Raw genomic sequence first — 636 nt, forward strand, 5'->3', positions numbered from 1 at the left:
CACCTAGTAACCAAGGAGATTCACCATGTCTGAGGCGTACATCATCGACGCTGTGCGTACCGCCGTCGGCAAGCGCAACGGTTCGTTGGCCAAGGTGCACCCATTGGATCTGGGTGCGGCCACCTTCAAGGGACTGTTCGACCGCGTCGACGTCGACCCCGACGCCATCGACGACGTGATCATGGGCGTGCTGGACGCCATCGGCGGGCAGGCCGGGAATGCCGGGCGGCTGGCATGGTTGGCGGGCGGATACCCCGAGGAAGTGCCGGGCTGCACCGTCGACCGTCAGTGCGGATCGAGCCAGCAGGCCATTTCCTTTGCCGCTCAAGGTGTTATGTCCGGCACCGCCGACTTGATCGTCGCAGGCGGTTTCCAGAACATGAGCCAGATTCCGATCTCTGCAGCGATGCTCGTCGGCACGGAGTACGGATTCACTTCGCCCACGGCCGAGTCCGAGGGCTGGCTGCATCGCTACGGCGACCAGGAAGTCTCCCAGTTCCGTGGTGCCGAGATGATCGCCGAGAAATGGGATATCAGCCGCGAAGACATGGAGCAGTTCGCGCTGTCCAGCCACCAGCGCGCACTTGCGGCAATTCGGAACGGGCACTTCGACAACGAGATCATTCCGGTCGGCGA

At 63.1% G+C, this 636-nt stretch carries 1 pseudogene; it reads left to right on the forward strand.

Annotated features, from left to right (window positions below):
• Positions 1-25: 25 nt before the first annotated feature.
• Positions 26-636: pseudogene (locus tag MLB1_RS23905) on the forward strand (acetyl-CoA C-acetyltransferase); the annotation flags it as partial.

This window comes from Mycobacteroides sp. LB1 (assembly GCF_013449725.1).
GTDB lineage: Bacteria > Actinomycetota > Actinomycetes > Mycobacteriales > Mycobacteriaceae > Mycobacterium.